Annotated in this window: 16 protein-coding genes; 4 read left to right on the plus strand and 12 right to left on the minus strand. The window is 61.7% G+C overall.

Going from position 1 to position 24881, the window contains the following annotated elements:
* Nucleotide 1: 1 nt before the first annotated feature.
* Nucleotides 2–1339 carry a sulfatase-like hydrolase/transferase gene (locus NMA52_RS01685; RefSeq protein ID WP_254825895.1) on the minus strand — a complete coding sequence of 446 codons (1338 nt, stop codon included), beginning with the start codon at nucleotides 1337–1339 and terminating at the stop codon, nucleotides 2–4.
* A gap of 338 nt (nucleotides 1340–1677) precedes the next feature.
* Between NMA52_RS01685 and NMA52_RS01690 the strand changes: the two genes are divergently transcribed.
* Nucleotides 1678–3033 (plus strand): YbjN domain-containing protein, encoded by a 1356-nt coding sequence (locus NMA52_RS01690; RefSeq protein WP_254825896.1) that lies wholly within the window; start codon nucleotides 1678–1680, stop codon nucleotides 3031–3033.
* A 334-nt stretch (nucleotides 3034–3367) separates the two neighbouring features.
* Here NMA52_RS01690 and NMA52_RS01695 read toward each other — a convergent pair whose 3' ends face one another.
* On the minus strand, nucleotides 3368–4522 hold the full coding sequence (locus NMA52_RS01695) for an acyl-CoA dehydrogenase family protein (RefSeq protein WP_254825897.1): 1155 nt from the start codon (nucleotides 4520–4522) through the stop codon (nucleotides 3368–3370).
* Between the two features lie 121 nt (nucleotides 4523–4643).
* Between NMA52_RS01695 and NMA52_RS01700 the strand changes: the two genes are divergently transcribed.
* On the plus strand, nucleotides 4644–5639 hold the full coding sequence (locus NMA52_RS01700; protein ID WP_254825898.1) for an alkane 1-monooxygenase: 996 nt from the start codon (nucleotides 4644–4646) through the stop codon (nucleotides 5637–5639).
* Here the strand turns inward: NMA52_RS01700 and NMA52_RS01705 are convergent.
* The 5 genes from NMA52_RS01705 to NMA52_RS01725 form a co-directional block, all read right to left on the minus strand.
* Nucleotides 5636–6340 (minus strand): hypothetical protein, encoded by a 705-nt coding sequence (locus tag NMA52_RS01705; RefSeq protein WP_254825899.1) that lies wholly within the window; start codon nucleotides 6338–6340, stop codon nucleotides 5636–5638. The two genes, NMA52_RS01700 and NMA52_RS01705, sit on opposite strands and share 4 nt — an antisense overlap.
* A gap of 75 nt (nucleotides 6341–6415) precedes the next feature.
* Nucleotides 6416–6973: a class I SAM-dependent methyltransferase gene (locus NMA52_RS01710; protein WP_254825900.1), complete on the minus strand. Its 558-nt coding sequence runs from the start codon at nucleotides 6971–6973 to the stop codon at nucleotides 6416–6418.
* 46 nt (nucleotides 6974–7019) lie between these two features.
* On the minus strand, nucleotides 7020–8375 hold the full coding sequence (locus NMA52_RS01715; RefSeq protein ID WP_254825901.1) for a dihydrolipoamide acetyltransferase family protein: 1356 nt from the start codon (nucleotides 8373–8375) through the stop codon (nucleotides 7020–7022).
* A gap of 798 nt (nucleotides 8376–9173) precedes the next feature.
* Nucleotides 9174–9491 carry a transposase gene (locus NMA52_RS01720; RefSeq protein WP_254825902.1) on the minus strand — a complete coding sequence of 106 codons (318 nt, stop codon included), beginning with the start codon at nucleotides 9489–9491 and terminating at the stop codon, nucleotides 9174–9176.
* Between the two features lie 931 nt (nucleotides 9492–10422).
* On the minus strand, nucleotides 10423–11763 hold the full coding sequence (locus tag NMA52_RS01725) for a competence/damage-inducible protein A (protein WP_254825903.1): 1341 nt from the start codon (nucleotides 11761–11763) through the stop codon (nucleotides 10423–10425).
* A gap of 145 nt (nucleotides 11764–11908) precedes the next feature.
* Between NMA52_RS01725 and era the strand changes: the two genes are divergently transcribed.
* Together era and NMA52_RS01735 are read left to right on the plus strand one after the other, a co-directional pair.
* On the plus strand, nucleotides 11909–12805 hold the full coding sequence (gene era, locus NMA52_RS01730) for a GTPase Era (RefSeq protein ID WP_254825904.1): 897 nt from the start codon (nucleotides 11909–11911) through the stop codon (nucleotides 12803–12805).
* A 480-nt stretch (nucleotides 12806–13285) separates the two neighbouring features.
* Nucleotides 13286–13537 carry a hypothetical protein gene (locus NMA52_RS01735; RefSeq protein ID WP_254825905.1) on the plus strand — a complete coding sequence of 84 codons (252 nt, stop codon included), beginning with the start codon at nucleotides 13286–13288 and terminating at the stop codon, nucleotides 13535–13537.
* Here the strand turns inward: NMA52_RS01735 and NMA52_RS19030 are convergent.
* From NMA52_RS19030 to NMA52_RS01760, 5 genes are read right to left on the minus strand one after another with little or no spacing between them, the layout of a single operon-like run.
* Nucleotides 13534–14877 carry an AAA family ATPase gene (locus NMA52_RS19030; protein ID WP_254825906.1) on the minus strand — a complete coding sequence of 448 codons (1344 nt, stop codon included), beginning with the start codon at nucleotides 14875–14877 and terminating at the stop codon, nucleotides 13534–13536. The genes NMA52_RS01735 and NMA52_RS19030 overlap by 4 nt on opposite strands.
* A 5-nt stretch (nucleotides 14878–14882) precedes the next feature.
* A complete protein-coding gene (locus tag NMA52_RS01745; RefSeq protein ID WP_254825907.1) occupies nucleotides 14883–15428 on the minus strand; it encodes a hypothetical protein in 546 nt (181 codons plus the stop codon).
* 6 nt (nucleotides 15429–15434) lie between these two features.
* Nucleotides 15435–19703, minus strand: coding sequence for a DNA/RNA non-specific endonuclease (locus NMA52_RS01750; protein WP_254825908.1), 4269 nt, complete (start codon nucleotides 19701–19703; stop codon nucleotides 15435–15437).
* Complete coding sequence (locus NMA52_RS01755; protein WP_254825909.1) at nucleotides 19700–20887, minus strand: contractile injection system tape measure protein; 1188 nt, start codon at nucleotides 20885–20887, stop codon at nucleotides 19700–19702. The genes NMA52_RS01750 and NMA52_RS01755 overlap by 4 nt, the downstream gene beginning before the upstream one ends.
* The gene (locus tag NMA52_RS01760; protein WP_254825910.1) at nucleotides 20887–24873 is read right to left on the minus strand and encodes a carboxypeptidase-like regulatory domain-containing protein; all 3987 of its coding nucleotides are present in this window, start codon (nucleotides 24871–24873) and stop codon (nucleotides 20887–20889) included. The genes NMA52_RS01755 and NMA52_RS01760 overlap by 1 nt, the downstream gene beginning before the upstream one ends.
* Nucleotides 24874–24881: the final 8 nt, after the last annotated feature.

Consider the following 24881-nt stretch of genomic DNA (forward strand, 5'->3'; position numbering starts at 1 on the left):
GTTATCGCTTTGCGGTTGCTAGGTCAGCCGCGCGGAGTATCGACAGCAGCGATTCGACGGTGGCGGGATGGTCGTCGGCTACGTTGACGGTTTCGCCGGCCGGGCTGGTGTGATCGTACAGCTCCACGAAACCGTCGTCGTGAAGGATCAGGCGGTGAGTATCGGTACGGACGGTGGTGGCGGACGCCGTATAGGCAATGGCGGGATGGCCGGTTGCCGTGGAATCCTCCAGCAGATAACGGAGGGAGGTGCCCTGGGCGAAGGGGGGCGCCTCGCTGCCCGTCAACTCACAAAGGGTAGGAAAGATGTCGAGGGTTTCCACTACGGCCCGGCTGGTCGCGCCCGCCTGTTCCATGCCTGGGTAGCGTACGATCAGCGGCGACCGCAGGGACTCCTCAAACAGGCTGTGCTTCCCCCAGATGGCGTGTTCGCCCAGATGCCAGCCGTGATCTCCCCACAGCACGACGATGGTGTTGGCGTCCGCCCCGCTTCGCTTCAGTTCGGCGAGCAATTTGCCTACCTGAGCGTCGGCGTAACTCACGCAGGCGGCGTAGTGGCGACGCACGGCTTCGGCGAAGACCGGATCTTTGTTCGGGTCTTTTCCCCAGTTATGGTACCGCCTGAATTCTCCGGAACCGTGCCACGTGGTCTTTCCGGTCGGCTTGGCGGGGTGGGGGATGGGCGGGAAGGTGACGTCGGCGTAGTGGTCCAGGTAGGCGGCCGGGGCCCCGAAGGGCAAGTGGGGTTTGAGTAGGCCGACGGCGAGGAAAAAAGGACGGTCGCCGTCGGCGGAAAGCGTGCTTAGTTGCCGTAAGGCTTCCGCGGTGATCCGGCCGTCGGGGTAGATGTCGTCATCGCCGGGAACGGACTGGTAAACATCCATGGCCGCCGCGTCTTCGCGGATCTCGCCGTGAGCCAGTCCGTGCATGGCGCCCCGCGGGTGTTGCCATTCGCCGACGGGCATGAGGTGGCGATCCCAGGCACCGGGCAGTTCGGGCTGGGCATCGTCGTTCCAGTCGGGGCCTCCCCGTCCGCCCGGGTGGTGGCTTACTTTCCCGATAGAAACGGTTACGTAGCCGCGCCGGCGAAACCACTCCGGCATACTCGGGGGGACACCGGTGGTATCCTTGGCACGTTGGAAGAGCGCGTTGTTCCCGGCGGGACCGTAACGGCCGGTCAGCAGGGTATAGCGGGAGGGGCCGCAGCTTGGAGCGTTGACGTAGTGCCGGCGAAAGGATACGCCGCTCGCGGCCAGGGCATCGATGTGGGGGGAAGAAATGTGGGGAACGCCGAAGCTGTTCAGTTCGGGCCGCAGATCGTCGACGCAGATTAGGAGCACGTTGGGTCTCGCGGGCGTTTGCGCATGCCCCCGGAACCCAGTGCTGAGTAAGCACAGGAGGATAGACAGGGGAATTAACCAGGGTCGCGTTCTTAGCGGCATATCGGGGCGTATCGTTGCCCCCTAAGGTAAGCGTTCCGTACGGGCGGCGGCGCGCGGGAGCAACGAAACAAGGGGAAAAAGCGGTCCCCCCCGGTACATAACCTTGATCGACGCACCGAGCTTTGGCTTATAACAGCCAGTCGCACGGTATAGGATTTGTTTCCGTTACCTGCTTAGCCCGAAACACGGCTCTCCGCTGTCCCTTTTGCACCCGCGTCCCCGCCGAAACCTTTGTATTGCGCTATCTTTCACCCCCGATGAGCATCTGGGATAATCTTTTCGGCCGGAAGGCCACTCCCCGGTCCGGTGGGGAACCGGAGCACCGCTTCGGACGCTACACCGATGCCCATAAATCGCGGGAAAACTACGCCGCCTGGGATCAGGCACTGGATGCCTTCGAGGAGGGTGACTTTATCGACAGCTGCACCGCCTTCATGGCCTACCTGCGCGATGAACGGGAGGACAACGTGAAGTGGCAGCGGGAGGCGGACAGGGTGTACTTCGAACTCTACCAGGGAAGCAAGCGGGTCACCGGAGTAGCTGACCGGGAACAACTGCGCGCCACGGCCCGGATCGCCCGGCTGGAAGAGGAGAACGCGCAGCTCTTGCGCCGCCTTACGGATATGAACTACGAGCTGAAGTACAGCCGCTTCGCGCTCGACGAGGAGGACTGCTTGACCATTATTTTCGATACCCCGGTACACGATGCGAGTCCGCACAAACTGTACCACGCACTCAAGGAAATGGCTCTGCGCGCCGACAAGCAGGACGATCTGCTTCTCGAGGAATTCGGAAGCATTCTGAGCCCGGTGGAAGTCACCCACCTGGAACCGATCTCCGCCCCGGAAAAACAACTGAAACTCGACTTTCTACGGGAGCGCATTCAGGGAGTGATCGATTACCTCGCGTCCAGCCGCATCAATCCGGAGGAACAACCCGGCGCGGTGGCCTACCTCCTACTCGATCTGGTGTACCGCCTCGACTACCTGCTCATTCCCGAAGGACACACCATGGAGGCGCTGGAGCGTATGCACCGGATGTACTTCGCCCGGGAGGAAGATCAGGCCGTCACCTACAAGAATGTCCGCCTGCTCGGCGAACTCCAGCACTTACTGCTGCGCGCGCCGGAAAGTTTCGCCGAGGAATTGTACGCCGGTAAATCGACCTTCGGCATCACGCTGCCCGCTAGCCATGACCGCCTCGGCAGCCTCATCGCTAACGAGCTGCCCAATATGGACTGGTACCAGGACAACGGCTACCCCGAAGTGGCGCGCGCCATCCCCGGTTACATCGCCGGATACGCACTGTTCAACTACGCCACTCCGCCGCCCGACCGCGATCTGCTGCATCTGTACTATCGCATAACCGAAGACGATTATTTTCGCCGCCTTGGCTACCGACAGGAGTTTCTGGACCGGGAAGGCCGCCCCGCCCGCCGCGCCATCCGCGCCGCCATCACCGACATCGTCGAGCATCACCGCCGGGAATATCCGCGCCTCCGGCCCGGCCTGAGTCACCTCGACTTCGCCTCGCTGTCGGACTTCAGTCGTACGTACCTGGAAATGGTGAGGGAATTGGATTTGGGGAAGTAGGCGCTCGCGGGGCTCGCTGTTAGGTGGTTAGTATTTTAGTGCGTTAGGGCGCTCGCGGGGCTCGCTGGTAGGCGGTTAGTATTTTAGTGCGTTAGGGCGCTCGCGGGGCTCGCTGTTAGTACTTTAGGCTGTTAGTACGTTGGGGTGCTCGCTGGTAGGGAATAGGAGGTTAGGGCGCTCGCGGTGCTGTAGTTATGGAGGTGAAACGGCTCACTTGAGGACTTGCCAGCTAAAAGCCTAAAGTACTAACCGCCTAACCGCCTAAACTACTAACTAAAATACCCGACTAAACTACTAATTGACTAACCGCCTAACCCCTTAAACTACTCCCCGGTTACACATACAGCTCCCCCTTCAGCAGCCCCCTACTGATCACGATCTTCTGCACCTCACTCGTGCCTTCATATATCTGGGTGATTTTGGCGTCCCGCATAAGGCGTTCGACGTGGTACTCCTTGACGAAGCCGTAGCCCCCGTGGACCTGTACCGCTTCCACCGTATGCTTCATCGCGACGGAGCTGGCGAAGAGTTTAGCCATGGCCCCGGCCTGGTCGTAGTTGCCGTGGGTGTCCTTGAGCCAGGCGGCGCGGTAGACCAGCATCTTCGCCGCCTCGATGTCGGTAGCCATGTCGGCGAGCTTGAAGGCAATGGCCTGGTGGTGGGAGATAGGTTTACCGAAGGCTTCGCGTTCCTTGCTGTAAGCGACGGCAAGTTCATAAGCACCGCCGGCAATGCCGAGGGCCTGGGCGGCAATGCCGATGCGGCCGCCGGAGAGGGTCTTCATGGCAAACTTGAAGCCGAAGCCATCGTCGCCGATACGGTTTTCCTTGGGCACCTTCACGTTGTTGTACATGATGGTGTGGGTGTCGCTACTGCGAATGCCGAGCTTATCTTCCTTGGCACCGATTTCGACGCCGTCCCAGCCCGTCTCGACGATGAAGGCGTTGATGCCCCGGTGGCCGGCGTCGGGATTGCTCTGGGCAATGACGAGGTGCACCTGGCTCGTACCCCCGCTGGTGATCCAGTTTTTGGTACCGTTGAGGAGGTAATGATCGCCCTTGTCCTCGGCCGTCGTCCGCTGGTGGGTAGCATCAGAACCGGCTTCGGGCTCGCTCAGACAAAAACTGCCGATCCACTCTCCGGTAGCGAGCTTGGTCAGGTACTTCTGCTTCTGCTCCTCGGCGCCGTAGGTTTCCAGGCCGTAGCAGACGAGGCTGTTGTTGACGGACATAATGACCGAGCAGCTGTTGTCGATCTTGGAGATCTCTTCCAGGGCCAGGACGTAACTGATGTTGTCGAGTCCGCTACCCCCGTATTCCGGACTGACCGTCATACCCATAAAGCCCAGTTCGCCCATTTGCCGGACCTGCTCGGTCGGATAAGCCATAGTGGAATCGCGCTCGATGACGCCGGGTTTACAGACTTGCTGGGCGAAATCGCGGGCGGCTTCACGCACGGCGAGCTGTTCTTCGGTCAGTTGGAATTGCATGGTGTAGGACTTTGGCCGTAAATTTAGCGAAAATTCGCTGTTTGGGTCATGTGGATGGGGGGGCAGGCGAATGTAACGTGATTTCGACTTATCAGGCGGTGACGCGCTAACGCATACGATCATGTGGAGAGATTACAAGTACCTACTGGCCTACGTCATTCCACTGGCGGGCTTTCTCGGGGTGCACTTCGGTGGGGTCTGGTCTCCGGGTAGTCTGTACGTTGCCTTTTTGCTCCTCCCCCTGCTGGAGCTGGTCCTGCCCGCCCGTACCGGCAATCCCGCGCCCGCTACGGAAACGGTACGCGCGGCCAACCCCTTTTTCGACTGGTTGCTTTACCTCAACCTGCCCGTCCTGTATGGCATCATCGCCTACTTCTTGTTCACGGCTACTACGCGCGACCTTTCCGCCTGGGAAACGGCGGGCATGGTGGGTAACGTCGGGCTCCTGATCGGCACGACGGGCATCAACGTCGGTCACGAACTGGGGCACCGCAGCCGACCCTTCGAGCGCTGGATCGCCCAGGCATTATTGCTCACCGGACTGTACCTCCACTTTTACATTGAGCATAATCGCGGACACCACAAGCACGTTGCTACTCCCCGGGATCCCGCCACCAGTCGGCGCGGAGAGAGCCTCTATGCTTTTTGGGTGCGTAGCGTCGTGGGCGGTTACCTCAGTGCCTGGCGACTAGACCGGGCGATGATGCGCCGCTTTACGATCGTACAATTGCTTTACCTGGCGACCGTCGCCGTGGGATTCGGCTGGTCGGGATTGGCCCTGGCCGTCGGGGCGGGAGTGTTCGGTTTCCTGATGCTGGAGACCGTGAACTACCTGGAGCACTACGGATTGCTACGGCATCGGAACGAGCGGGGGTACTACGAACCGGTGCGACCCGTGCACAGCTGGAACAGCGACCACGAACTCGGGCGTATCGTGCTCTACGAACTGACCCGGCACAGCGACCACCACTACAAATCAACCCGGAAGTACCAGACGTTGCGGCGGTTTGAGGAAAGTCCCCAACTACCCACCGGCTACCCGGGCAGTATGTTGCTCGCCTTGGTTCCCCCTCTCTGGTTCAGTATTATGGACCGTCGGTTGGAACGCTATACCTAGCGCTCGAACTTACCCGCATAGTCCGCCATCGGAATGCGCCGCACCAGTTTTCCGGCCATCACGCCCCCGGCCCCGAGGTCACGGTGGTATTCGACGAGGCCAAGTCCTTCGGCGTAGATCTCGTAACCGGTGTAAGTCGGGCTGATGTCGCCGAGCGTCGGATCGCGCTGACTGACTTCCCCCTCCAGATCGAACAGGAGGGCCGGGCGCGATTCTCCCATCACGGTCAGGGTCGTATCGCCCCGGAAGCGGCGGTTCAGGGAAATGTAATTGACGGCATCCGGATTGTCCGGTGGAATAAAGGCGATTCGGTAGCCGGTCGCCCGCCCGTCGTCGGTGTAGAAGGGAAAGCTGCGGCCGTAGAGGATCTGAGCATCAACGCGTTGCGGCTGCCCGGTAACGAGGCGGGGGTAGAGTATGAGCTGTTCCAACTGCACGCCGTCGTTGGTGATCCGTTCCCGCACGACCTGATCGGGCGACATACCGTCGGCGTAGTGGGTGGAGCTGAGGTACAGTGCGGTATCACGGTCGATGCCGAGAAAGTACCAAAAGTCCGACGGCTCGTCCGTCAACGTACCCTTATTCGTGTATTCGTACACCAGCCCGTCGGTAAGCTCGCGAACCGGGAAGTAGAAATTCCGTACATCTCGCTGGTCCGAGCAGGCTGCCAGCAACGGAAGGAAGAATAGTAATCGGTACATAGTGTGCGGAAATCGGTGGGGAAAGATGCTGCACAAACGCCGGATTCACCTCCCCGAATCCTCGTTCGTCCGCAATTAACCCTCTTTACGGCAATAAAGCACCCAGGCGGGGGGTAGATTGCGGTAGACACGTCGGGCGTCGACCCGACCGAATGCGCGTTCGTAGTAGCTCTTCGTTTTCAGGCTGTAGTGCACCTGGTTGTAACATCCTCCGGGGCGGAGGTTCTCGCGGGCGGCAGTAACGATCCGCTGACCCACGTCGGGGGGGAGCGCCGCGAAGGGGATGGCGGAGATGATGTGGTCGGCCTGACCCGCTCCGATCCGGTCGAGCCAGGCGCGAATGTTTTCGGCACTGTCCTGGGCGACCACGAGGCGGGGGTCGCCAATGGCGCGCATGTCGTCGCAGAGGTCTTCGCTCACTTCGAAGGCGATCACTTTCCCCTCGGGGTGGAGGCGTTCGAGGATGTGGCGGGTAATGACGCCGTCTCCGGCTCCTAGCTCGACGATGGTGCGGGCGGTGGTGAAGTCGATGCGGTCGATGGCCGCCTGACACAGGGCGGTACCGCTGCGGGTGATGGTGCCCGTAGTGCCGATATTACGTAGGCCCTCAAGGAAAAAAGATAGGGTACTCATGCGATTACGTTCCTCCCACGAAGCGCTGCGGTGGGTAAAAGGTTCGCTACACGTCGCTTCGTTGGGGATCGAAGGCTTCCAGGTAATCGCCGATTCGCCGCAGAAAAGATCCACCCAGGAAGCCGTCGACCACCCGGTGGTCGTAGCTCAGGCTCATGTACATCATTTGGCGGATGGCGATCAGGTCGCCGTATTCCGTCTCGACCACGGCCGGCTTTTTCCGGATGGCCCCGACGGCCAGGATCGCTACCTGCGGCTGGTTGATGATGGGAGTACCCATCACGTTGCCGAAGGTGCCGACGTTGGTCACCGTGAAGGTGCCGTCCTGGATCTCTTCGGGTTTGAGCTTGTTGGCACGGGCGCGGCCGGCGAGGTCGTTTACCTGGCGGCTGAGTCCGAGCAGATTCAACTGGTCGGCGTTGCGGATCACCGGTACGATCAGGTTTCCGGTCGGCAGGGCGGCGGCCATACCGATGTTGATGTCGTGCTTTTTGATGATGCGATCACCGTCGACGGAGACGTTCACCAGGGGAAAATCCTTGATGGCCTTGGCGACGGCTTCAATGAAGATTGGCGTGTAGGTAATCTTTTCCCCGTACTTCTGCTGGAAATCGCGTTTGATGCTCTCCCGCCAGTTGACGATGTCCGTGACGTCGACTTCGATAAAGCTGGTAACGTGGGGGCTGGTGCGCTTCGAGTTGACCATGTGGTCCGCGATGAGCTTGCGCATGCGGCCCATCTCGATGATTTCGGAAGAACCGGAGGCAAGGCCGCCGGCTGGTGCGACAGGGGGGCGGGGGGGAAGGGTTGTCGCGTGGGTACCAGCCGTTGGTGCAGCCTTGCCAGGACCGGTTATGAAGCGATTATCGCGTCGCTTCAGGTAAGCCTGTATGTCTGATTTGTTTACCCGGCCGCCGTTGCCCGTGCCGGGGATCTGGTCGAGCTCAGCCTGGCTGATGCCCTCCTTGTCCGCAATAGTACGGACTAGCGGTGAATAAAAACGACCGTTTTCTGACTTTTCTGCCGTCGCTGCCGCTTTTTCGGGGGCGGGCGGGGTCGCGGGAGCCGTGGGGGCGGGGGAAGGAGCCGTCGTTTGTGGTGGGCTATCGGAGGCTGCCGTGGGTGGCGCAATGGTGGGACTGGCCGCTACCTCCGCCCCGGCCTCCGTCTCGATGAGGGCAATCACCTCACCGACGGCAACGGTGGAATCCGCCTCGTACTTGATCTCCTTTATCGTGCCGGCCACCGGCGCGGGCACTTCACTGTCGACCTTGTCGGTGGCGATCTCGAGCACCGTATCGTCTACCTCTACCCGATCACCGACCTGCTTGACCCAATTGAGGATGGTTGCTTCGATGATGCTTTCGCCCATCTTGGGCATTACGAGCTCTACTTGGGCCATGGGGCGTACGGTTTTATGAGCGGCTGGTCAGGCCGTAATTTGGTTAGGGTGGGCAAATTTAACCCGCAGATGCGACTTACGCCCGTGTAGCGACGGCTTGAGCCGTCGAGCTGCTTGCAGACCATCAGCATTGCGGTCCGAACCCGTGTAGCGACGGCTTGAGCCGTCATGCTGAATCCGCAAACCCGCCAGTTAGTTTGTTGGTCAGCTAAGCTTTGCACCTCCTTTGGTCGTACAGTCGGACGGCTCAAGCTGTCCCTACAGTTGGGTCCCGTGTAGCGACGGCTTGAGCCGTCATGCTGCTTCCACCAATCTTCCCATCGTAGAGAGTGAGGGTGTTAGAAGCTATTCCTTTGGTCGTACAGTCGGACGGCTCAAGCCGTCCCTACAGTTGGGTCCCGTGTAGCGACGGCTTGAGCCGTCATGCTGCTTCCACCAATCTTCCCATCGTAGAGAGTGAGAGTGTTAGAAGCTATTCCTTCACTCGTACAGCTGGACGGCTCAAGCCGTCCCTACAGTTGGGTCCCGTGTAGCGACGGCTTGAGCCGTCATGCTGCTAACGCGGATCCTCCCATCGGGGGCATTGAAGGCGTTGGGTGCTGTTCCTTTCGTCGTACAGTCGGACAGCTCAAGCTGTCCCTACAGTTAGTGCCCGTGTAGCGACGGCTTGAGCCGTCATGCTGCTTCCACGAATTTTCCCATCGTAGAGAGTGAGAGTGTTAGAAGCTATTCCTCTAATCGTACAGTCGTACGGCTCAAGCCGTCCCTACACGCAGTGCCGGACGGCTCATGCCGTCGCTACACGTAGTAGGTAAAGGGGTACGACCGCCAGTTATTCACCAAACCTGCTTTCTCCGGATTATACAGGATGTAATACAGAATATTGTCATACGATTTGGCCGTCCGGACATAGTGGTCGTAGCTATCTTTCTGCCAGAACGGACCCTTTGTTCCGAGGTGTTCGTTCAGGTAGCGGGCTGAACCTCCCTTGATGCGTCGCATAACTTCGTGCAGGGGGCGGTAGCGGAGGGAAAGCTCCGGAATTGTCAAAAGGCGATGGTCCTCATCCGTAAGTTGATTGCCCATCGATAATAGTACGTGGACGTGATTGGGCATGATGCAGTAGGCCCTAAGTTCATACAAGTCATTGTCGAACGCATGCAGCCGTTCGGCCATGATCCGGCAAGCAACCGGATCCCGAAAATAACATCCGCTGCGCCTGCTCCGATCCAAAGTCGTATCGTACCGAAGAAAGTACTTCTTTCTAGCCCGTGCGTACGCCTGCTTCTGCCAGATGGAACACGACTGGTGCTGGAGGCGGATAGCTTGAAACCTGCTCGTAGGAGAAGCGCAGTCCCTGCATCAGACGTAGGGGAAGAGCGTCCTTTACCCGAAACGTGACGAAGAACGTCCCACCGACCGGGGTAACGTGAGGCAATCGACTGGTGTGAAAATCGGAGAGAACGTGCACGGGGGAGGTTTTATGGCAGCATATTTAAAACATTTGTTTGAAATATGCAAATGTTGGGTTCTCTCGGTGCGGCCTGATCCCGGCATCCGTGTAGCGACGACTTTAGTCGTCCAGCTGTGCGGCGGGAGAGTCAGCGTCACGGCTGAAGCCGTCGTTACACGTGTAGCTGCATGGAGGGAAGAGCAGCGTCACGGCTGAAGCCGTCGCTACACGTAGAAGCTGCATGGGTGGGGAACAGCGTCACGGCTGAAGCCATCGCTACACGTGGAGCTGCATGGGTGGGGAGTGTCAGCATGACGGCTCAAGCCGTCGCTACACGTGGAGCTGCATGGAGGGAAGAGCAGCGTTACGGCTGAAGCCGTCGCTACATGGAGAGCTGCATGGAGGGGAGAGCAGCGTCACGGCTGATGCCGTCGTTACACGTGTAGCTGCATGGATGGGGAGCAGCGTCACGGCTGAAGCCGTCGCTACACGTAGGAATGCACGGCGGGAGAGTCAGCGTTACGGCTGAAGCCGTCGTTACGCGTGTAGCTGCATGGATGGGGAACAGCGTTACGGCTGAAGCCGTCGTTACAGTTACTTCGCGGGCCGTTTGGGCTTACGGAGAGCCGGTTTTCTTCGGGCGGGTTTTTTCGCGGCAGCCTTTTTCGGGGCCGGTTTGCGAGGGGGCGTGGGCTTGTCGAGGAGCACGAGCCGTAGCAGATTCAGGGCCTGCAGCGTGGTGTACTCAATGTTGCGTTCCCGATCCTTGCCGGAGTGAAGCAACTTGGTTACGGTACGCTCGGGGGTGGCTACGGCGATCCAGATGGTGCCGACGGGTTTTTCGGGCGTGCCGCCCCCGGGACCGGCGATGCCGGAGGTGGCGATGCCGTAGTCCGCCCGCAAGCGATCACGCACGCCCTCGGCCATGGCGATGATGGTCGGTTCACTGACGGCGCCGTGTGCTTCCAGGGTAGCTGCGGGCACGCCGAGTTGGGACTCCTTGACGTCGTTGGAATAAGCGATTATGCCGCCGATAAAGTGCTTGCTGGAATCCGGATGAGCCGTGATCATCTTGCCGATGCTGCCTCCGGTGCAGCTTTCGGCCGTGGCTACCGTTTTACTGGCTTCTTGCAGGATGCGCCCGATCACGGAGGCCAGATCGTCCTTGCCGTAACCATAGACCAGGTCACCCAGCGCTCCCTCGATGTGATTGCGGTATTCATCAAGTTGGGATTGCAGGAGGGCCTCTACGTTGCCACGGGCACTGAGCCGTAGGCGGACGGTACCGAGATTCGGGAGATAAGCCAGCGACATATTTTCCGGCAGCCGGTTCTCAATCTCCTCCAGGCGCTCGGCGATGGTGCTTTCTCCTTCCCCGGCCGTGAGAATGGTGACGGAGCGCAACAGGTCGGCGTCGAGGTTCCGCTTGCGGAGCCGGCGCATCACTTCGTTTTCCATCAGGTACATCATCTCGTAGGGGACGCCGGGCATGGAGACGACGACCCGATCGTCCTTTTCCAGCCACAGGCCGGGGGCGGTACCCCGCTCGTTGACCAGGACCTTGGCGCCGGTGGGCAGTCGGCACTGATGGCGGTGGGTTTCGTTGGCTTCCCGGCCGTAGCGGCCATAGATCTTGACCAATCGCTTCCAGGTGGGATTGTGAAGACGCAGCTCGCCACCGAAGTAATCGGCCAGCACCTGCTTAGTGATATCGTCCTTCGTAGGGCCGAGACCCCCGGTCATGAGGACAATATCCGACTGCTGAAGCGCCCGGTCGAGGCCCGCCATAATGCCCTGTCGGCTATCGGCTACGGAAACGTGTTCGATCACGGTAATGCCCTCCTCGCTTAGGGCCGCGGCGAGGTAGGTGGCGTTGGTATCGACAACCTGTCCGATAAGGATCTCGTCGCCGATGGTAAGAATGGTAGCCTGCAAAGTGTTCGGTTTTCGTTTACGGAGGACAACGTACGATTTAGCTGTACAGTGTCAAAGGGACGATTGTTGTATTCGGTCGTCTACCGGGGGGCATTGCTCTTTAACGCAAACGTCGCGCCCGCGTTCCCGCCCGTACCTTTGCCGCATGCACAAAAGTGGATTCGTCAACATCATCGGACGGCCGAACGCCGGCAAGTCAACCCTCATGAACGCGCTCGTGGGAGAGCGCATGAGCATCATTACGGCCAAACCCCAGACGACCCGCCACCGCATCATCGGTATCCTCACCGAGCCGGACTACCAGATCGTCTTCAGCGACACGCCCGGCTACATCGAGGAAGCCAGCTACAAGATGCAGGAAAAAATGAACAGCTACGTCAACTCCGCCTTCGAGGACGCTGACGTGATGCTCTACCTCGTCGACCCGCAGGAGGAATACACCGAGGAAGACCTGCTGGTGAGCAAGCTGCGACGCATGGACACCCCCCTCTTCCTGATCTTTAACAAGCTCGATCTGGTGGACGAAAATCGGGTGAACCAGCTCGAGCGGCAATTCAAAAAATGGGTGAAACCCCAGCGGATTTTCGGCATTTCGGCACAGTCCGGGCTAGGCGTGGGCGACTTGCTCGAGGCGATCAAATCCGCGCTACCCGAAGGGCCGGTCTACTATCCCGAGGATCAGCTGACCGACCGCTCGGAACGCTTCTTCGTAGCCGAGATCTTGCGCGAACAGATTCTGGAACAGTACCACCAGGAAATCCCCTACAGCGTCGAAATCGAAATCGAAACCTTCGAGGAAACCGAAACCAACGACGGTAAGGAGCTGGCGCGTATCAGTGCCGTGATCTACGTAAGCCGTAAAACACAGAAGCCTATCCTGATCGGAAAGGGGGGCAGCAGCATCAAGAAACTCGGCACGAACGCCCGCAAGCGGATGGAGGAATTTCTGGGACGTCGCGTATTCCTGGAAACCCACGTGAAGATCCGCGAAGACTGGCGGGACGACGAGCAGTGGCTGAAGCGGTTTGGGTATGATCGGTAGTATCGCTCGCTGTGCTCGCTGATGGTCGCTCGCTTGGGCTCGCGGGTAGTATCGCTCGCTGTGCTCGCTGATGGTCGCTCGCTTGGGCTCGCGGGTGGTCTCGCTCCCGGTGGTCGCTAGTGGTTCGTTAGTCTCGCTCCCGGTGGTCGCTGGTAGTTCGTTAGTATCGCTCCCGGTGGTCGCTAGTGGTTCGTTAGTATCGCTCCCGGTGGTCGCTGGTAGTTCGTTAGTATCGCTCGCGGGGCTCGCTGGTGGTTCGTTAGTCCCGCTCCCGGTGGTCGCTGGTAGTTCGTTAGTCTCGCTCCCGGTGGTCCCTGGTCGGGAAGTTTTTAATAGGGAAGTTGGGGGTTTTGTGAACCTGTAGGCCGCGAAATGGCTTGCCCGACTAACCGACTAACCGACTAACCGACTAACCGACTAACCGACTAACCGACTAACCGACTAACCGACTAACCGACTAACCGACTAACCGACTAACCCATGACTACCGATCACGAAGCAATTAAGAACTGGACGAAGAAGCACAACGGCGTACCCGGCGTCATCGAGGAAGCCACCACCGCAAACGACAGCCGACCGCTGGCGATCATCTGGCCGGAGAATCGGAAGGAGGCCAAGTACCGGGAGATCAGCTGGGATACCTTTTTCGATCACTTCGAGTTGCGACAGTTGGCGCTCGAATTCGACGGGCAGGGGATGTCGAAGGATCACCGCTTCGTGAGCCGGGGCTAGGGGGCGGGAAATAGGCGATCTTCCTTCTCGTATTCCCGCTGAATGGCGGAGTGCAGTAAGGGTGCGGTCAGTACGTCCTTTTTATCCGCTACCGCTTGGTAGACGCAGTGCCGTACGGCGTTGGCGATGCTGGCGCCGGTGAGTTCGTATTTGTGGGCTAAGGCCGTCAGGTCGACCTCCGGACCCGGAGGGAGGTGTTCGGGCAGCATATTCCGCCACAAGCGGTACCGCTCGGCCGCGTCGGGCAAGTAAAAGGCGACGATCGATTCGAAACGACGGGTGAATGCTTTGTCCATATTCTGCCGGAAATTACTGGCGAGAATGCAGAGACCGTCATAGTTTTCGACGCGCTGGAGAAGAAAGCTGGTTTCCTGGTTGGCGTACTTATCCCGACTGTCCTTCACGTCGCTACGCTTGCTGAACAGGGCATCGGCCTCATCGAAGAAGAGGATCCAGCCCTTGCTTTCCGCCCGCCGGAAGAGTCCGGCGAGATTCTTTTCGGTTTCGCCGATCCACTTGGATACGACCATCGACAGGTCAACCCGGAAGACCGGCCGGTCGACCGATTTGCCCAGCAGAGCGGCGGTCAGGGTCTTACCGGTACCGGGGGGGCCGTGAAAGAGCGCCCGGTATCCGCGTCGGTTGTGCCGACCGTATTTCGGATCGTCGGCCAGCGTTTCGTAGTGGTTCAGATAATTGCGCAGGTAACCGATCTCCTTCAGGGTGCGGTCGGGGAGCACGAGGTCCCGCCAGTCGAGCGTCGTGTCGACGCGCTGGGCGGGAAATGCGGGAGAAAAGTCGGGAAGCGCGGTCCGGCCCGTAAGCATGCGCTCGACGAATTCGGGGTTAGCGATGAGTTGTCCGGCTAGTGGTGGCTCACCGGGCGGCGGCGGCAGAAGCTGGATGATCTGTCGCTGACGTAGCGTGCCGTGGGGCAGGAGCAACTCCCGCAGCGCCAACTGAAGGGGCAGGTTGTCTCCACCCAGTAGAAAGAGGGCCGTCTCTCCCGTCGGCAGGACGCCCCGGTGTTGCTTGCCGCGGAGGCCGCCGAATGCCGGCAGATCGACTCCCGCCGACAGGTAGGGTGCCAGGCACGCGTCGAGCATCCCCGGCCGCACCTCCGGAACGAGGGCAAGCACGATGATGATCTGCTCGGGGACGGAAAGTGTAGTCTGTAGAAGGTATTCCGACAGGGGCGACCCATCGTCGGGGACCCGGAAGGGAACGACTTTCGGCTCCCGCTCGGGCTGAAACCGGGCGATCAGTCGGGCGTGCAGCAGCGATTCGAGATACTCGAGGAGGGTAGGTAGACAGGCCGGGTGGGGGGTAGGGGTACGCACGGCGATTATTTATCGGCGAGATAATCCCGGACCGCCGCGGGGTCGCTGGTCGGGGGGAGCAGGCGCACGATTTCTTCCGGCGATCCGACGGCAGCGAAGGTGATCCGGGCATCCCCGCTGTGAAAGAACCATTCCTTCACGGGCTCTTCCCCCCAGGGCCAGGTATAGTCGGCCAGTATCCCCGGCTCGCTCCCGTCTCCCCCGGTCCACCAGAAGCACTTCTGGTAGTCCACCCGCTCGGAGGACTCCAGCCAGGGGGAGGAGGCGTACACGGCGTATAGTTCACCGAAGTCGGCGGTCCGATACCGGCTGATCTTACAGCAGCGGCGGCGCATGGGGGCCGTTGCCAGGGCGGCGTAGCGGGCGGCCTGCTCGGCCGGCCAGGGGCCCGTCCGGGACGCGTAAACCGCCCGCAGACCGGGGTGGCGGTGGTAAGACTTCAGGGACTGCAGGGTTGCGTTGTACGCTTCCGGCGACGGGGCGGTGTAGGTTACCTTCAACTGGCTTTCCAGATCGAAGAAATGAGCAACCGCCTGTCTGATCTTATCCATAGCTGATCAAAGACTTTCCGTCTTCATTTCGTCGGGGCCGGTTTCCAGTATCGGAAGCACGTCGAGGAGGGTGTGGTTTCCGAGGTAGATTTCGGCGGAATAGGTGATGTTGTCGCACAGTCTCATTTCCTGTTTCCCCCTTAAGATATCGAATAATTGCTGGGCGATCTCCGCGCGACGGTCGGCGATCTCGGCGGCATTGGCGGCGGTGATCAGGTCACGGACCTTATTAGCGGTCTGTTGGTGATCGAGGACTTCGTAGGTGGCCCGCACCGTTAGGCGCATATTGACGGGGTAGCCGGGATACTGATTTTCCCAGTTGCTCAGGTTCTGGGCGAGCTGGATCTCGATGTTCTTCATGTTCACCTGGTTGAAGTCGCGGGAGGTGTGGATGATGTTCAGACCATCCCGGTAGCCCGTGCCCTGGAACCAGTCGGCGATCAGGTGCGAGCGTTCCAGGCGGATGCGCTCGTCGCGGTGTTCGATCTGCCCGCCCTCGCTAGTGGTGACGGTGAGTTGTCCGCGGGTCCCCGGGGCCTTGGTGACGAGATTGTCGCCCACGACCACGTGCTCGAACATCTGGCCGTTGATGTCGGGCATGCCCACGGAAACCGTGAACGTCTTCGCGGCCGGATCCGCGGCGGAACGGTAGGAATAATCGATGACCAGTTTGCTGTGCTCGATGCGGGGCACGGGCGGCGGGTCGATCTTGTATTCCTGGTGTTCGGCGGAGAGTTTAAGGGTTTCGGCGAAGTAATCCTTCGCGAGGTTGACGGCCTGACCGATCGAGCCGCCCGCCAGCAGCATGCGTTGCAGTTCGTCCCGTAGCGGTTGCCCGAGGGCCACCGCGCCGGACTCGCCGGGGGGAGCTTCCCGGCGGTGAATGGTCCGGCGCCGCGCGCGCGCGAAGGCTTCCGGCGTCGTATTCGGTCCCATGAGCTGAGCGTCCGTCGGGGGGGTAGCACGTTCGGCACGCGCGATCGGCAGGGCGAGGTTGAGGCCCGCCACGAATATCTGGGTGAAGTTGCGGGCCTGCCACGGGCGCTCGAGCGCGTCGGTGCCCAGGGGAGCTTCGTGGAGAGACTTGATCGTCCCGGGACCCTCGACCAGGGCACCCTGGAAGCCCGGCCAGTTTTTCGTGGGTTGGAAAGCCGCGTAGCTGTCCTCCCGCTCGGTCACCTGGGTGGTGATGTCGGGCTGAGCTACGGAGTCCGACCGCCCGAGCTCCTCGGTGTAGAGGACGATGAGGGACGTCTCGCCGTAATATTCGAACAGTTGGGTAAGGATCGGTACCAGTTCCCCCTCCTTAGCTTCCGCTTCCGCATCCTGTTGCTCGGCTACGGCCCGGTCGGCGGCGGCATCTTCCCCCTCCTCTACCGTAAGCGCGTCGACGATCGCTAACTGGGCCTGCTCGGCTTCGGTGAGGGTGAGGTCCAGTTTCGCGGAGGCCTGAGTGAGCAGCCCCCGGATGGTGTTCCGATCGGCCACCGGGCGCTCCTCCACCCGCGCGATCCAGTCACGAATCTTTACGTCGAGCTTCGTGGGCGTGCTGGCGACCATCACGTCCAGCCCGCCGGAACTGTCGATCCACAGGCGGTGGCCCTCGCCGTCGGAAGAGAACCGGAATTCCTTGCCCACTTCGGTATCTTCCAGCGCTCCCTCGTCCCCGCCGTCCTCCTCATCTTCTCCTCCGATACCGAGCGCGGCCAATAAGCCGCGCGCTTGCTCCACGAGAAATCCGATGGCCCGGTCGACGGCCTCGAGCACTACGGCCTGGAATCCCCCCACGACCTCGGCGATCTTCTCCGGCAAATCGCCCAGTCCGAGAAAGCCGGCAATGAAGTCAATGACGGGCACCAGCAATCCCGCCAGAGCCTGCTCGGTCTTTGCGGCCATACCGGCGATGTTTCCGGCGATGAGATCGGCGACCCCCCCGACGATCGTCTGGACCAGGGTGAAAATGCGGGCCGCGTTTTCGAAGATCCACTTCAGGACCTTGTAGATCGCCTCGATCGCCTGGAGTATGGCCCCGGCCGGATTGAACAGCCCCAGGATCCAGACGGTGGCAATGCTCACGATGGTTTCGACCATATACGACACCGCCGCCTCAATGATAGTGTTCAGGATGGCCGCCGGATCGAGCCGTTCCTTGATCATTTCAAAGATGCCCCCCGGGCCCTCTTCGATCAGCAGGGTCAGCAGCTCGTAAGCCTTCTCGATCAATTCGACGTTCTGCTCCCCGATATGGCGCACCAGGATGATGCGAATGTTCGGCCAGGTAAGACCCATCAACTGGAGAAAGAAGGTAATGATGCTCTTCAGGGATGTATCGGGGGGCAACTGTACGCCGACCGTGCCCATGGCGGAGAAGAGCCAGTTGATGAAGCCGGTCATCAGGTGACCGAAAAAGTTGTCGAAGAAATTGCTGAACCCGAGCCCCACGGCCGAGAGCAGGTTATTGGCGAAGTTGATCGGATCGTCGGCAATGTCGCTGGCCACTTCCTCGATCTGCGCGAGTAAGGCCCAGAAAGCCCCGGGGGCGATCCCCACTACGGTGAGCAGTCCGTTAATGATGGCCCGTACCGGGTCGTCGATGAAGGCCTCGATGGCGTCGGCTACCTTCTGGATGAGGCCCTTCGCCGCTTCCCGCAGGGCATCGATGCGCTCGCGGGCTTCCTGCACCGCGTCGCCTGCCTGGGTCACGAGATCGTTGGTGAAGTTTTGCTGGGTATCGTGGACGTTGTCGCGCATGGTGTCCAGTCGACCCTGAAATCCGGCCTGCTGCTGGCTGGCCCAGTCCTGCAGGTTGTCCGGCAGCAGTCGGAAGAGTTCGGCGATATCCCGGTCGGCCTTATCGATAATTTCCTCGCAGGCGATTACGATACCGTTCACGTAGGTGCTCACCTCACGGATCAGGGTGCAGATGTCGCGGCCGAAGGTGCGCTCCGCGGAGGTATAAATATTGGTGATGCTGGAGGGTAGGCCGGTCACGTCGTCCCAGATGGAGACGATAGCCCCCCCGATGCCCTCGTGGCGCTCGTCGACCATTTCCTTGGCCCTTTGCAGCTCATTGTCGAAGGCGGTGGCAATCCTTTCCTTCCCGGTGTTCCACAGGCTCATGGCGGCGGGCACCATGGGCGTCAGCAGGTCGTTGACGGCCGTCTGGGCCGTGGTGAAGATGGTCTCCGCCGCCCGGGCCGCCGCGATGCGTTGTTCTTCCTCGGACCCGGCCATGGCGATCTGCTGGGTCAGGGCCCCGTCGACCGTCGTACCCCGACTGGCCTCCAGCGCGGCGATGGCCCGGGCTTCCACTTGCCGCATCTCGCCCCGACTGGCCGCGATGGCTTCCTCCTGTTCCTGCAACACCCGGGCGGGGTCCTCGGCGGCTACCTGCTCCAACTCGGTCATCCCCTCCCGCGCGTCGGAGAAGGGGGGCGTGGGAATTTCCCGGGTGACGTCGTTGTCGATGTTGGCTTCCTCGATGCGGGCCGCGGTGGCCCGGGCATCCTCGTCCAGGTTCACGTCGGCGTCCATGGCGGCGGGCGGAGTTACGCTGGCGGCGTTGACTTCCGGCGCGCTCACCTCCCGCGGGGTTTCCGGCAGGGGGGCGCTCACCTGGGTCGGTTCTCCGGTGGCGGGATCGTTCACGCCGGCGTATTCTCCGGAAACGCGATCACCATCTTCGGATATGTCGTCGTTCAGGGCGTCACCCACCGCCTGGGCTTCCGCGGCGGGGTCGGTCCGGCGGAGGCTGTCCTCGTCGGGCGGACGCCGGTTTTGGATGGCATCCTGAATATCGGCGCAGAGCTGCTCGATTTCCGGACTGGGTTGGGGCTGTTCGCGCAAGGTAGCCGCGATCGCTCCCTGGGCGCGGGAGGTGGTTTCTTCGGTGGGTTCATCGACGTTGGCGCGGGCGGCGGCAATGTCTTCGTCCGGTGCGGGCAGCGTTTGGTTGGCCGTTCCGGTGGCACCCATGCGTGAGGTCGCCCGGCTCGCACGTGCCTGGGTGCGGCTTTCCAGGTCGGGCGGTGGGGGTGGGATGATCAGTTCGACCTCGGGAGGGGCGGCCTCGGCAACCTCCAGTAGCACCTCCTCCGTGGGCGGAGCTTCCGCAACTTCCACGGCCATTTCCGGGGGCGGGGCCGCGGGAGCCGGTTCCACCAGGAGAGCGGGGCGTTCCGGTGGGGGGCTCAGTCCGCTGCGGGTCGGAAGGAGCGGTTCGCGCCGCCGGGCCGGTGGGGCCGGCGGCCGTTGTGCCCGGGCGTGCTCCCTCATGACCAGTCGACATGCAGGATGCGGGTCATCCAGGGTGTCTTGACCAGGCTGATGGCCCACGGCAGCCGGTCGAGGAGAAGATCGTGGGGGTGGCGCTCTACCGTGAGCCGCCAACCGCCGTCCACGGATGCCAACTTTCCGGCGCGCTGAAGAAATCCCTCCCGCAGGGCCGTGATGCTGGTATTTTTCAACACCGACCAGTGGCCGATCACGTCGCGCAGGAGTTCGTCGGCGGCTTCCCGGTGGGCTTCGTCGAGGCTTTGCTGCGGTTCGAGGTAGTCGTCGGGGTGCAAACCGAGCAGGAGCTTCGTGAGGGGCAGGTCCCATTCCTCGCAATCCGCGTTTCCCCATACCAGGTAGTGCAGGAGGGTGGCGGCGTGTCGGGGACCGCTACTGTCGACCGCATCGAGCAGGTACTTCAGGTAGGGGTGCAGCAACACGATGCCGGCATTGCGGGGGAACCAGGCGGGCGGGGTGGGGGCGCCGGCCGGTCCTTCCCCCGTTGGACGGGGTACCACCGTCCAACCGCTAGCCGTTGGACGGGGTAGCTCATCCACCGGCGTCGATGTCCCGAATCCCGCCCGCCGCAGTAGGTCGGCCCAGGCCCGGGCCGTAGACGGTGGGTGACGAGGATCGGGGGAGTCACCGGACGTGCCGGTCGGGATTCGCCGGTACAGCCAGGGAAGCCCGCTTTCCGCGAAATTGTGTTGCACCCGCGTTGCCCGCCCAAATACAACTTCCGGTTGCCGCGACCACTCGGTGAACAGGGTACGCCACTCCGCCGCACCGGCTCCGGGCAACCACGTCGCCAATCCCGCACGCAAGTGCTCGATGGTATCGTAGGGCCAGGTCAGGTTTCCTGTACGGAGAAAGTGGAGCAGCGCATCGAAGTAGGGGAGCTCGGTAAGCGGAGTCCCCCGGACGGGGAGGTGGTGCGATAATGCCCGGCCGATCGCTTCCTCGATCGCTCGCGGGGAGTCGTCGAAACCGACCTCGATCTCCAGCCGGTCGACGTACACCCGGTCGGGGGAAGAGTCGGCAAGGTCGAGTTGCCGTTGCAGGGCCGGAAGGAACACCGCTTCCTGGAAGCGCTCCAGTCGTGCATGCCACGCCCCCGCCTCCTTCGGGCCTATACCCGCCGCTTCCGCGGTCAGGTACTGACGGGCGATGTGGTGGGTAGCCATCAGTTGAAGTCATCGTGGGAGTCGACGGCGAAGCAACCGGTTTCCGGGTCGACCATCAGTACCCAAATCAGAGAATGGCCCTCTATGTTAGCGTAGCGGGAGGTGACGGATTTGCCGATCGCGAGGCCCGGCTCGGCCAGGGGGATGTCCCACCAGAATACCGGCTCGTCCACTCCGTCGGAGGGCTGAGCATCCAGGAACAAATCCCGGCCGTCCGCGTCGAACTCGATCGTAACCGATAGTTCCTTCTCGCACTGGGGTCGCGGGTCCGCATCCCGGTCGCAGCGGTCGATCCGGAAGCGGTCGAAGGCGGGAAATGGCTCGTTCTCGCCGCCGGGTCGCACCCCGTCGTTGGTGTATTCATATTCGTGGGCCCGTTCCACCTTGGTGCCGGTGCTGCCCTGGGTTTCCACGTAGCCTACGGATACCCGGAGCTCGAAGCGGTCGCAGGTGAAGAACTCGGCGGTGAGGCGATTGAACCGTTCCGCCACGTCGGCGGACAGTTGTAGGGACCGCTCGTCGTTTTCCAGGCCGATCGGCCCGTTGATGTCTGCATCCACCGACTTCATGATGGATTCGAGGATCGGCTGCATGGCACTGCCGAAATTCCCCAGGGTAAGCGGTTGGTTACGCGACAGGATGACGGCGATGTTTCGGTTGAGGGCGCGCAGCGTAGGGTCGTCGAAGGCGAACACGTTGCCGTCGGCCGTAGTCAGGCGTAGATCGTCCACGGTGAGGCGGAAGTCCTCGTACACGACCGATTCGTTGACGGGTTGCTGAGCCCACAGCGGATAGCTCTGGCGGGTCGCGATGCCCCCGCACGGCAGACCACACTCTGGGTCGGTGACGTCGCAGGTATGGGCGGGCACGTCGATGGTCTGGCTGCAGGGTTCCGGGGAGTCGTCCGTTACCGTTAGATCAAATCCCTTACCGCTGGGGATGCCGCTGATGGTGGCTACTTCATTGGTTTCGACCCTTTGGCTCGTGCCGTCCGGCTGGGTAAACTGGTAGGGGGGCTTTCCGCCGCTGACGGTAAAGTCGTGGGTATAGGTCAGGTTATCGTCCGCGCAGTTCGGGGAGCCGACTAACTGGACGGACAGTACCGGCAAGAGGGCTACGGTAAGGGGCACTTCCTGACCGTCGTTGTCGGTCACGGTGACCTCGGCCCCGTTCGGCAGGACGATCGGATCGGGGGGCAGGGGTTGCCGGTTACCGTTGGCGTCCCGGATGAAGTAGGGGGGAACCCCGCCACTCGCGGTGAAGCGCACCGGCGCCGTTACCCGCTCCCGTACCTGGCTGCTGCATCCGGCCTGTTCGAGACTCGCCCGCAGTTCCTCGGCCGGCGGCTCGGGGGGCGTAGGGGGAAAGACGTGGATGGGCGCGCCGCTACCGCAGCAACGGTAGGGCAGGTAAAAATCGGCGATGACGATATTCGTTCTGATGCCCGGAATCGGTGTTTCGCCCGTCGGTTGATCGTTGCCCAGCAGGTCGATGACGTGGAAGTCTTCTTCCCGGGTCACGACGTACTCCCGGCTGGCGCTCACCAGAAAACTCAGGCTCAGGCGCAGGGTCACCGGGAGGTTGTTCACGGTAAGACTGAAGCGCCCGTCGGCGTTCGTGACCGTGCCGATGGTAGCATCCCGGACCACGACGGTAACGCCGGGAACCGGCTGACTTCCGATCAGTACCCGGCCCGCGATCCGAAAGCTGCCGGTGCGGGGGGCGGTTCCGTCGCCGCGGCCCTCTCCGTGGTACACCAGCACGAAGGTGCCGCCCGGGGGGGCGCCGGCCCTGAACTGAAGCCCGGGGTGCTCGTCCTGGAATTTTACGAACAACTGCCGTTCCAGGACTTCCTTCCGCCGGGTTACGTAAGTATCGTATAGGGCGCGCAGGGCGTCCAGGTCGCCGGCGGTGATGAGCTCATCCAGTTGGTCGGAGTACTCCTCGAGGTCGATCTTCGGATTCGTGGTGACGCCCCCGCTCTGGGCGTCGTTGAGCCCGAGTGCGGCCACGCGGGCGAAGAAGCGGCCCCCGCCCTGAATGGTGGAGAGGGCATTCTCGGCGGCGCTAAAGTCCAGATCACGTAGCCGCAGGGCGAAGCTGTCTTCCAGCCGGACCATACGGTGGATGGCCAGGAGGTGCACGAAGTAAAACCCGTTCAGGCCGGTGCCGAAGGGAGAGGCTGCCGTATGGAGATCGTAGTTCTGCTCGTAGAATTCGCCGACGGTGCCCCGCAGGTAGCGATAGCTTCCCAGCCGCTGCAGCAGGGGTGCGCGGGGAGTTCCCAGCAGCGTTGGTGGCTGCGCCTGCCCCTGGTCGTCCAGGATTTTCGTGTCGTAAAAGCGCACGGCCACCTCCGCCAGTCGCCCCAGCAATCCGGCCCGGAAGGTGGCGTACTGACTCTCGAGATCGGCGAAGTGCAGCGCATGATCCGCTACGTTCGTTTCTGCTCCCAGATTACCGGTCCGCAGGGCCACCAGGTCGATGGGGAGACGAAAGGCCGTGATCTGATCCCGCAGTTCCTTTACGACCATGGGAAAGGGTTGTCCCACCGCCCCCTCGATGCGCAGGAAGTTGCGGGGTTCCGGATCGTACACCAACGGCCGGCGTACAAAATCGTCGGTGGCGTTCCAGGTTGGTGCATCGTAACCCAGGTTCTGGTCGGCCCGGCCCCGGCGGGTGAGGCGGTAGTTCCAGTATGTGAGCACGGCGCTCGCGTCGTAGTAGTAGGGAATCGCTTTGTCGGAAAGCGGCCGGCCGAGGAAGGACGGCGTGATGCGGATCGTTTGTCGGAGCGGCGCGGTGGGCAACTCGGTGGGTTGCACCAGCGCGACCAGGCGTGCGAAGAGCGACGCCAACTCCCGCCCCGCTTCGGACTGGCGATTTTGTACCGGCGAACTCACCCACACGTGTCGCAGATCGTTGGAAATTCCGTTGGCCGTAAAGTGGTGCAGCACCAGGTGGCGCGGAAAGATCCGGTCGTCCGGACAGCAAAGGCCGAACAGATCTTCGGCGCGGTCGCGCAACTCATCGTAGGCCGCGATGATGGTGGCCAAGTGATCGAAGTAGTACTGGTAGCTCAGGGCCTGAACACTCTGGAGCAGACTCCCGTCGTGCAGGTGGCTCAGCCCGGTCACCAGGCCCGCGAAGGGATTGGCCGGGTGCCCGCTCAGCAGGGGAGCCAGGGCGGTGTAGGCGGCGTCGAGGGCCGATTGCACGCGGGCGAGCAGGGGGGCGGACAGGGCCGTACGGTAGGCTTCAAATAGTTGTCTTGTCGTGGCCGGCCGGGTGTTCATGACGTCGAAGCGCGGGCCGCGGAGCGTGACCAGCCCCAGTCGTTCGGCCTGCGTCTGGAAGAGCGCGTAGTACGCTTCCACGCCCGGATTGTCCAGGGCGAGCACCCGGCGGATTTCCTCGATGTCGCGGCGGCGGGCGAGCAGGGGGCGTATGGCCGTTTCTACGGTCTGCCCCTTATCGTCGCAGCTTGTGGGCGTGCAGTTGCTGTTGTCCCGCACCCGGCATTCGAACAGCAGTAGCAGGACTTTCTCGTCGCCCTCCCCGGCATCAGTATCCTGATTTATGCCGGTGAGAAAGTCGTGATCCAGGGCGACGGCCTCCCCGTCATCGTCGCGGTCGGTGGTCAGTTCCCAGAGGGGGTAGGTGTCCCCGCTGTTGTCCGGAAGGTCGAAAAAGTCGTAATCGATATCGTCCGGCATCGTGTAGGGGCGCCGGAATTCGAGGGGCTCGTCTTCGTCCCAAATGATGAGGTGACCGGCCGAGGTGACGCCGCAGCCCCGGCTGATGGTAAGCTGGGTGCCGGCGTCGTTGAGAGTAGCTTCGAGTCCACACACGATGCCGATGCCGATCAGGTGGGTCCGGGTCAGCCGCTCCTGCTCGCCCAGGTAATCGTAGAGTTGATTCAGGTTGCCGCTGGTCAGGATCTGGTTGGGCGCGAATTGGGGGTAGGCGGTGAAGTTGGGTAGCATGGCGGTTG

The organism is Lewinella sp. JB7, assembly GCF_024297185.1.
GTDB lineage: Bacteria > Bacteroidota > Bacteroidia > Chitinophagales > Saprospiraceae > Neolewinella.

Coding starts and splice junctions, on each gene's coding strand:
- NMA52_RS01750 (WP_254825908.1), bottom strand. CDS start 19,703: ATGAGGGAGCACGCCCGGGCACAACGGCCGCCGGCCCCACCGGCCCGG.
- NMA52_RS01745 (WP_254825907.1), bottom strand. CDS start 15,428: ATGGATAAGATCAGACAGGCGGTTGCTCATTTCTTCGATCTGGAAAGC.
- NMA52_RS01735 (WP_254825905.1), top strand. CDS start 13,286: ATGACTACCGATCACGAAGCAATTAAGAACTGGACGAAGAAGCACAAC.
- NMA52_RS01695 (WP_254825897.1), bottom strand. CDS start 4,522: ATGCAATTCCAACTGACCGAAGAACAGCTCGCCGTGCGTGAAGCCGCC.
- NMA52_RS01760 (WP_254825910.1), bottom strand. CDS start 24,873: ATGCTACCCAACTTCACCGCCTACCCCCAATTCGCGCCCAACCAGATC.
- NMA52_RS01715 (WP_254825901.1), bottom strand. CDS start 8,375: ATGGCCCAAGTAGAGCTCGTAATGCCCAAGATGGGCGAAAGCATCATC.
- era (WP_254825904.1), top strand. CDS start 11,909: ATGCACAAAAGTGGATTCGTCAACATCATCGGACGGCCGAACGCCGGC.
- NMA52_RS01705 (WP_254825899.1), bottom strand. CDS start 6,340: ATGTACCGATTACTATTCTTCCTTCCGTTGCTGGCAGCCTGCTCGGAC.
- NMA52_RS01755 (WP_254825909.1), bottom strand. CDS start 20,887: ATGGCTACCCACCACATCGCCCGTCAGTACCTGACCGCGGAAGCGGCG.
- NMA52_RS01710 (WP_254825900.1), bottom strand. CDS start 6,973: ATGAGTACCCTATCTTTTTTCCTTGAGGGCCTACGTAATATCGGCACT.
- NMA52_RS01720 (WP_254825902.1), bottom strand. CDS start 9,491: ATGCCCAATCACGTCCACGTACTATTATCGATGGGCAATCAACTTACG.
- NMA52_RS01700 (WP_254825898.1), top strand. CDS start 4,644: ATGTGGAGAGATTACAAGTACCTACTGGCCTACGTCATTCCACTGGCG.